Annotated in this window: 6 protein-coding genes; all 6 read left to right on the top strand. The window is 44.8% G+C overall.

Going from position 1 to position 6,789, the window contains the following annotated elements:
- Nucleotides 1-19 precede the first annotated feature (19 nt).
- The 6 genes from dusA to VR7878_RS20585 all read left to right on the top strand — a co-directional run bounded on the left by dusA (nt 20) and on the right by VR7878_RS20585 (nt 6,201).
- A complete protein-coding gene (gene dusA / locus VR7878_RS20560; protein ID WP_077337802.1) occupies nt 20-1,009 on the top strand; it encodes a tRNA dihydrouridine(20/20a) synthase DusA in 990 nt (329 codons plus the stop codon).
- 156 nt (nt 1,010-1,165) lie between these two features.
- Nucleotides 1,166-1,366 carry an envelope stress response protein PspG gene (locus VR7878_RS20565; RefSeq protein WP_139344189.1) on the top strand — a complete coding sequence of 67 codons (201 nt, stop codon included), beginning with the start codon at nt 1,166-1,168 and terminating at the stop codon, nt 1,364-1,366.
- A gap of 134 nt (nt 1,367-1,500) precedes the next feature.
- Entirely contained in the window at nt 1,501-1,737 is a 237-nt protein-coding gene (locus VR7878_RS20570) for a hypothetical protein (protein WP_077337804.1), read from the top strand.
- 111 nt (nt 1,738-1,848) lie between these two features.
- The gene (locus VR7878_RS20575) at nt 1,849-3,699 is read left to right on the top strand and encodes an assimilatory sulfite reductase (NADPH) flavoprotein subunit (RefSeq protein ID WP_139344190.1); all 1,851 of its coding nucleotides are present in this window, start codon (nt 1,849-1,851) and stop codon (nt 3,697-3,699) included.
- Nucleotides 3,699-5,432 (top strand): assimilatory sulfite reductase (NADPH) hemoprotein subunit, encoded by a 1,734-nt coding sequence (gene cysI / locus VR7878_RS20580; protein ID WP_077337806.1) that lies wholly within the window; start codon nt 3,699-3,701, stop codon nt 5,430-5,432. Before VR7878_RS20575 ends, cysI begins: the two co-directional genes overlap by 1 nt.
- A complete protein-coding gene (locus tag VR7878_RS20585; RefSeq protein ID WP_077337807.1) occupies nt 5,425-6,201 on the top strand; it encodes a phosphoadenylyl-sulfate reductase in 777 nt (258 codons plus the stop codon). Before cysI ends, VR7878_RS20585 begins: the two co-directional genes overlap by 8 nt.
- The last annotated feature ends 588 nt before the right edge of the window (nt 6,202-6,789 follow it).

The following is a 6,789-nucleotide window of genomic DNA, read 5'->3' on the forward strand; positions in this document are numbered from 1 at the left end:
AAATTAAGGGGTTGCAGTAATGAGTAGTAGTTTTAAGGCCAACAGATTTTCTGTAGCTCCCATGCTCGACTGGACTGACCGGCACTGTCGCTACTTCCATCGGTTGCTGACTTCGCAGGCGCTGTTGTATACCGAGATGGTGACGACGGGGGCGATTATTCATGGAAAAGGCGATTTTCTGGCTTATAACCATGAGGAGCATCCGGTTGCCTTACAATTGGGTGGTTCGAATCCACAGGATCTGGCGACTTGTGCAAAATTGGCTGCTGAACGTGGCTATGATGAGATTAATCTCAACGTCGGTTGTCCGTCAGATCGCGTCCAGAATGGCCGGTTTGGGGCGTGTTTGATGGCTGAGCCTCAGTTGGTTGCTGAATGCGTGGCTGCGATGAAAGCAGAAGTTGATATCCCGGTGACCGTGAAAACAAGAATCGGTATTGATGAGCAGGACTCTTATCAGTTTCTGACCGATTTCGTCACAATTGTTGCTGAACAAGGTGGCTGCGAACAGTTTACGATTCATGCACGTAAAGCATGGTTGAATGGTCTGAGCCCAAAAGAAAACCGGGAAATTCCACCGTTAGATTATCCCAGAGCCTATCAGCTGAAACGAGATTTCCCCCATTTACAGATTGCTGTTAATGGAGGCATCAAAAGCCTTGAAGAAACGAAAGAGCATCTTAAACAACTTGATGGGGTGATGATCGGTCGCGAAGCATATCAGAACCCATATCTGCTGGCAGAAGTGGATCAACAGATTTTTGGCCTGGAAACGCCGGTGAAGAAGCGTTCTCAGGTTGTCGAAGAGATGTATCCTTATATCGAATCGCAATTATCGCAAGGCGCTTATCTCGGACACATCTCTCGTCACATGATCGGGCTGTTTCAGAATATGCCCGGTGCCCGGCAATGGCGTCGTTATATTAGTGAGAACGCGCATAAAAAAGGCGCAGGAATCGAAGTGATTCAGACCGCACTATTGAAAATCCCTGAATCTTTAAATGTGTAAATCTGACCTGAGATTCGTCAGATTGACCAATTGCCGGTGAACGATTTGGCATAGAGTCACTCTGAGTCTCGGAAAATCAGTGGGTTCAGGCTGTGTTAAGTTGGCCTGATTTCTGCTTACTCATAGAAAATAAAGCTGGAAAAATAAAGGAAAACTATGATGGTTGAAGTGCTGTATTTGTTGATCTTTGCAGGCGTGCTATTTTTTACGGGTGTGACGTTATTTGGTGTCCTGTTGTCGATTGGCTTGTCATTCTTATTTGTTTTGGCGTTTGGAATGTTCGCTATGTTTATTAAGATGCTGCCTTGGTTGCTCTTAATTATGCTTGGCGTCTGGTTATGGAAGAAACTGACCTGATTAATATTTCCTTTGGTTATTAGTGCTTGGCTTTATATTTTATTTTTTTCTATTTATTGAGAAAAGCTTAACTTTTCGACCATCATCTCCCATGATGAAAGAGCGTGTTGGGGATCAACATGGAGGGATAAAAGATGTCGCTTGAAGAACTGAAAGCCCTATATCGGGGAAACCTTCTGGTGGAAGCGATTGTCGAGCCTTTTTCTGACAACGGAATGTGGATTGTTGAATTCAAACACGCAGACGGATCTTTTATTCTGTTAACTGACGAAGATGGCGAAGAGTGTCATTACACCAATTTAGATCTCGCTTCTAAATCAGCAATGGATGTCGGTTTTAAACAAGTCAGAATCGAATCTCTGGAGCTGTAGCCTTTCTTACTCCCAACTGGAGCTGTAGCCTTTCTTACTCCCAAAAGTTATAAAACATTCTCATCTATTCTTTCTTGTTATTAGTGAGCTTGGTTACTCTATCGTCATGCAATGAATAGGGAAGTCGTGACGATGTCTTCAGCGAATAACAATAGTTCTAACAACAGTGGTTTATTTTCAAGCCCACTCAGCGATACGCAGCTTGGTCAGTTGCAACATACGGTTTCACAATTGTCGCCACAGCAATTAGCTTGGGTAAGCGGATATTTCTGGGGGTTGAGTCAATCTCAGTCCGGAGAAGTTTCCAGTGCGACTCTTACTCCGCTCACGGCAGCAAAACCAGCCGATAAACTCACCATTATTTATGCTTCCCAAACCGGCAACGCCAAAGGGGTTGCAGAAGCACTGGAGCATGAGGCTCAGGCGCAAGGGTTACCAGTACAGATTTTTGATGCCAGTGATTACAAAGGTAAAGACCTGGCCAAAGAAACCCATGTTGTTATCGTAGCTTCAACTAACGGTGAAGGCGAAGCACCTGATAACGCCCTTGAGCTACATGAGTTTCTACAGTCGAAAAAAGCCCCGAAACTAGAGAATCTACAGTATGGCGTGATTGGCCTGGGTGATTCAAGCTATGAGTTTTTCTGCCAGACCGGTAAAGACTTTGATGCTTTTCTCTCTAAATTGGGGGCTAAACCATTTTTGGAGCGGGTTGACTGCGATGTGGACTATGACGCTCCGGCTGCCGAGTGGCGTCAAAAAGCATTGGGAATTCTGAAAGAATCGATGTCAGAAGGACAAGGCGAAGTGGTGCCGTTACCGGTTCAACCGGCGGGAAGTACGTCTGCTGAATACACGAAGCTGAAACCATACACTGCTACGCTTTTGACCAATCAGAAAATTACCGGGCGCGATTCGGGAAAAGATGTGCGTCATATCGAAATTGATCTTGAAGGTTCCGGAATCACATATCAACCAGGCGATGCGCTAGGTGTATGGTATGAAAATGATGCGGAGTTATCCCGTCAGATTCTCAATTGTGTGGGGTTATCTGGTGTGGAGAGTGTCGATGTTGATGGTGAAAGTATTTCGATTCACAGTGCTTTAATTCATCAGTTTGAAATCACCTCCTCCAATCCTCAGTTTATTACTCGGCTGGCAGAACTATCTGAATCGACATTCTTGAAAGAACTCATCGAAGACAAAGATAAACTGCGTGAGTATTCAGCCCATACACAGATTATTGATGTGTTAAAACAAGCTGCTGTGCAGTTATCGGCTGATGAGCTAGTGGGATTATTGCGCCGTTTGACCCCGCGTCTTTATTCGATTGCATCCAGTCAAAGTGAAGTCGATGAAGAAGTTCATCTGACGGTTGGGGTGGTTGAGTATGATCAAAATGGCGAACCCCGTCAGGGCGGTGCCTCCGGATTTTTGACTCATCGCCTTGAAGAAGGAGAAAACGTCAACGTTTTCATTGAGCATAATAATAACTTCAAACTTCCTCAGGATGATGATACTGCGATCATCATGGTAGGTCCTGGAACGGGTATTGCGCCATTTAGAAGCTTTATTCAGGAAAGAGATAACCGTGGTGCTGCCGGTAAGAGTTGGTTGTTCTTCGGTGACCGGACATTCACACAGGATTTCCTCTATCAGGTTGAGTGGCAGAAATATCTGAAATCAGGGGCTTTAACTCAGATGGATGTTGCCTTTAGCCGCGATCAGGCTGAAAAAGTTTATGTTCAACACCGTCTGTTGGAAAAAGCCGAACAGGTTTGGGATTGGCTCCAAAATGGCGCTTATCTCTACGTTTGCGGTGATGCAACCCATATGGCGAAAGATGTTCATGAAGCTTTGATTACCATTGCCGAACAGCAAGGTGGCTTTGGTCGGGAACAAGCTGAAGAATACGTCAATGAACTCCGTAAAGCGAAGCGTTATCAAAGGGATGTCTACTAATGAGTGCAAATCAAGAAAACAAAGACCAAGAAGTATTAGGGCAAGTGTTGGGGCCATTGTCTGATAACGAGCGCCTGAAACGAGAAAGTAACTTTTTACGTGGAACGATCACACAAGATCTTCAAGACCCGTTAACTGGCGGATTTACGGCGGATAACTTCCAGTTGATTCGTTTTCACGGTATGTATCAGCAAGATGATCGTGACATTCGGGCTGAGCGAACTAAACAGAAGCTTGAACCGCTACATAATGTGATGCTTCGTGCACGGATGCCCGGTGGGATTATTCAGCCACAGCAATGGCTCGCTATCGATCAATTTGCGACCGAGCACACTATGTATGGCAGTATCCGTCTGACAACCCGGCAAACCTTCCAGTTTCATGGGGTGCTTAAGCCTAAAATCAAACTGATGCATCAGACCCTCAATCAAATCGGCATTGATTCAATCGCTACTGCCGGTGATGTGAACCGCAATGTATTGTGTACATCGAACCCGGTTGAATCTGAGCTTCATCAGGAAGCTTATGAATGGGCGAAGAAAATCAGTGAGCATTTACTGCCGAAAACTCGGGCTTATGCAGAAATCTGGCTTGATGGCGAAAAACTGGAAACGACGGACGAAGAGCCGATTCTGGGCAGTAGTTATTTGCCTCGTAAGTTTAAAACGACGGTTGTCATTCCACCACATAATGATATTGATGTGCACGCCAATGATTTAAATTTTGTTGCGATCGCGGAAGCTGGCAAGTTGGTTGGATTCAATGTGCTGGTGGGTGGTGGCCTAGCGATGACGCATGGGGATACATCAACCTACCCTCGTCGTGCCGATGATTTTGGGTTCATTCCGCTGGAAAAAACATTGGATGTCGCAGCCGCTGTGGTTTCGACGCAGAGAGATTGGGGAAACCGCTCTAACCGGAAAAACGCGAAGACCAAGTACACACTTGATCGTGTTGGTATTGATGTGTTTAAGGCTGAAGTTGAAAAAAGAGCCGGCGTCAACTTTGCAGAGAGCCGACCTTATGAATTCACTAGCCGTGGTGATCGCATCGGATGGGTTGAAGGAATTGATGGCAAATTCCATCTGACTCTCTTTATTGAAAACGGTCGGTTACTGGATTATCCAGGCAAGCCATTAAAAACAGGTGTTGCTGAGATCGCGAAAATCCATCAAGGTGATTTCCGGATGACGGCGAACCAAAATCTGATCGTTGCCGGTGTGACAGCCGACCAAAAAGAACAGATTGAATTGATTGCCCGAGCACATGGCCTGATGGACGATGGTGTGAGCGAGCAACGTAAGAACTCAATGGCGTGTGTGTCATTTCCGACGTGTCCACTCGCAATGGCTGAGGCTGAACGTTTCCTGCCGGAATTTGTGACAGATGTTGAAGGCATTCTGGAGAAACATCAGTTAGGAGAAGATGAGAACATCATTTTACGGGTGACCGGTTGCCCGAATGGATGCGGTCGCGCCATGCTCGCAGAGATTGGATTGGTCGGAAAAGCTCCGGGACGCTATAACTTGCATCTCGGCGGAAATCGGGCCGGAACTCGAATTCCGAAAATGTATAAGGAAAATATTACTGAACAACAAATATTGGCGGAGATCGACCAACTGGTAGGGCGTTGGGCGACAGAGCGTAATGACGGCGAATGTTTCGGTGATTTTGTGATTCGCAGCGGAATCATTGAAGAAGTCGTGGTCTCAAAGAGGGATTTTTATGCCTGATAGTGTGCTATATCGGCCACAACTTTCTGAGTTACTCAACATGACCAAAGTGGAGCAGTCGCTTCACTTGGCTGAATTGAACGGGTATCTGGAAAGTTTGTCGGCGCAAGAACGGATCATTTGGGCGTTTGAGAACCTACAAGGAACATTGGCAGTATCCTCTAGCTTTGGGATTCAAGCTGCATTGATGCTACATATGGTTTCTCAAGTCAAAAATGATGTGCCGGTTATCCTGACTGATACGGGATATATGTTTCCTGAAACGTATCAATTCATTGACCAGTTGACGGAAAGATTGAATCTGAACCTGAAAATCTATCGTGCAGAGTTGACGCCCGCGTGGCAGGAAGCGCGTTACGGGAAATTATGGGAACAGGATGTAGAAGGGATTGAGAAATATAATTACCTCAATAAAGTGGAGCCAATGCGAAGAGCATTGAGAGAGCTGGAAGTTGGGACTTGGTTCTCAGGATTACGTCGCGAGCAATCGAAGTCTCGTGCCAATCTACCGGTGCTTGCAGTCCAAAATGGTGTATTTAAATTTTTGCCTGTCATCGACTGGACAAATAAAGATGTTCATTATTATCTGAAAGAATATGATCTACCTTATCATCCATTATGGGATGAAGGTTATCTCTCCATCGGTGATGTGCACACGACCCGAAAATGGGAACCGGGCATGTCAGAAGAAGAGACACGCTTTTTTGGTCTGAAAAGAGAGTGTGGTCTTCATGAAGATGATGGCGAAGCCGATGGTTCCGGTATTTAATCTTCATTGAATGAAAAAAGCTGCGATTGCAGCTTTTTTTATCTTTCATGAATACCTCAAAAGGATAATTCTGTGGATAACTTGTGATTTATCTTTGAGTAAATGGGTATAAATAAGCTGTTGAAGGATTATTCAGCGATTAACCGGTATTTTTGCATTTTTTGTAAAAAAATACTTGCGGATGTGAACTGGATCTCTATAATGCGCTCTCGTTGACAGGCAAGGCTTCTACGGAATTTGAGCTACGTTAACAAGGTTATAAGAAAGGCAGATAAATCTGAAAAAAAGTGTTTGACACCAAGATTTATCTCGCTAGAATGACCGCCTCTTCGAACGGAGAACGTTTAGAAGAATCGCTCTTTAACAATATAGACCAATCAATCTGTGTGGGCACTCGTCGATAAATATCCAAAAAGATTTTATCAATGAATCGAGTGACCAAATCAAGTTGGATGCAGGCAACTGTTATTCAATAAGAGCACAGTCAATTCAACATTACTTATGTAATGTCACTTTTTGCTTCTGCTTTTAAGCAGAGACAAAAAGCAGTATTCATTGAGCCGACACTTCGGTGTCACAAAAACTTTA

The sequence above is a fragment of the Vibrio ruber DSM 16370 genome, from assembly GCF_900163965.1.
GTDB lineage: Bacteria > Pseudomonadota > Gammaproteobacteria > Enterobacterales > Vibrionaceae > Vibrio > Vibrio ruber.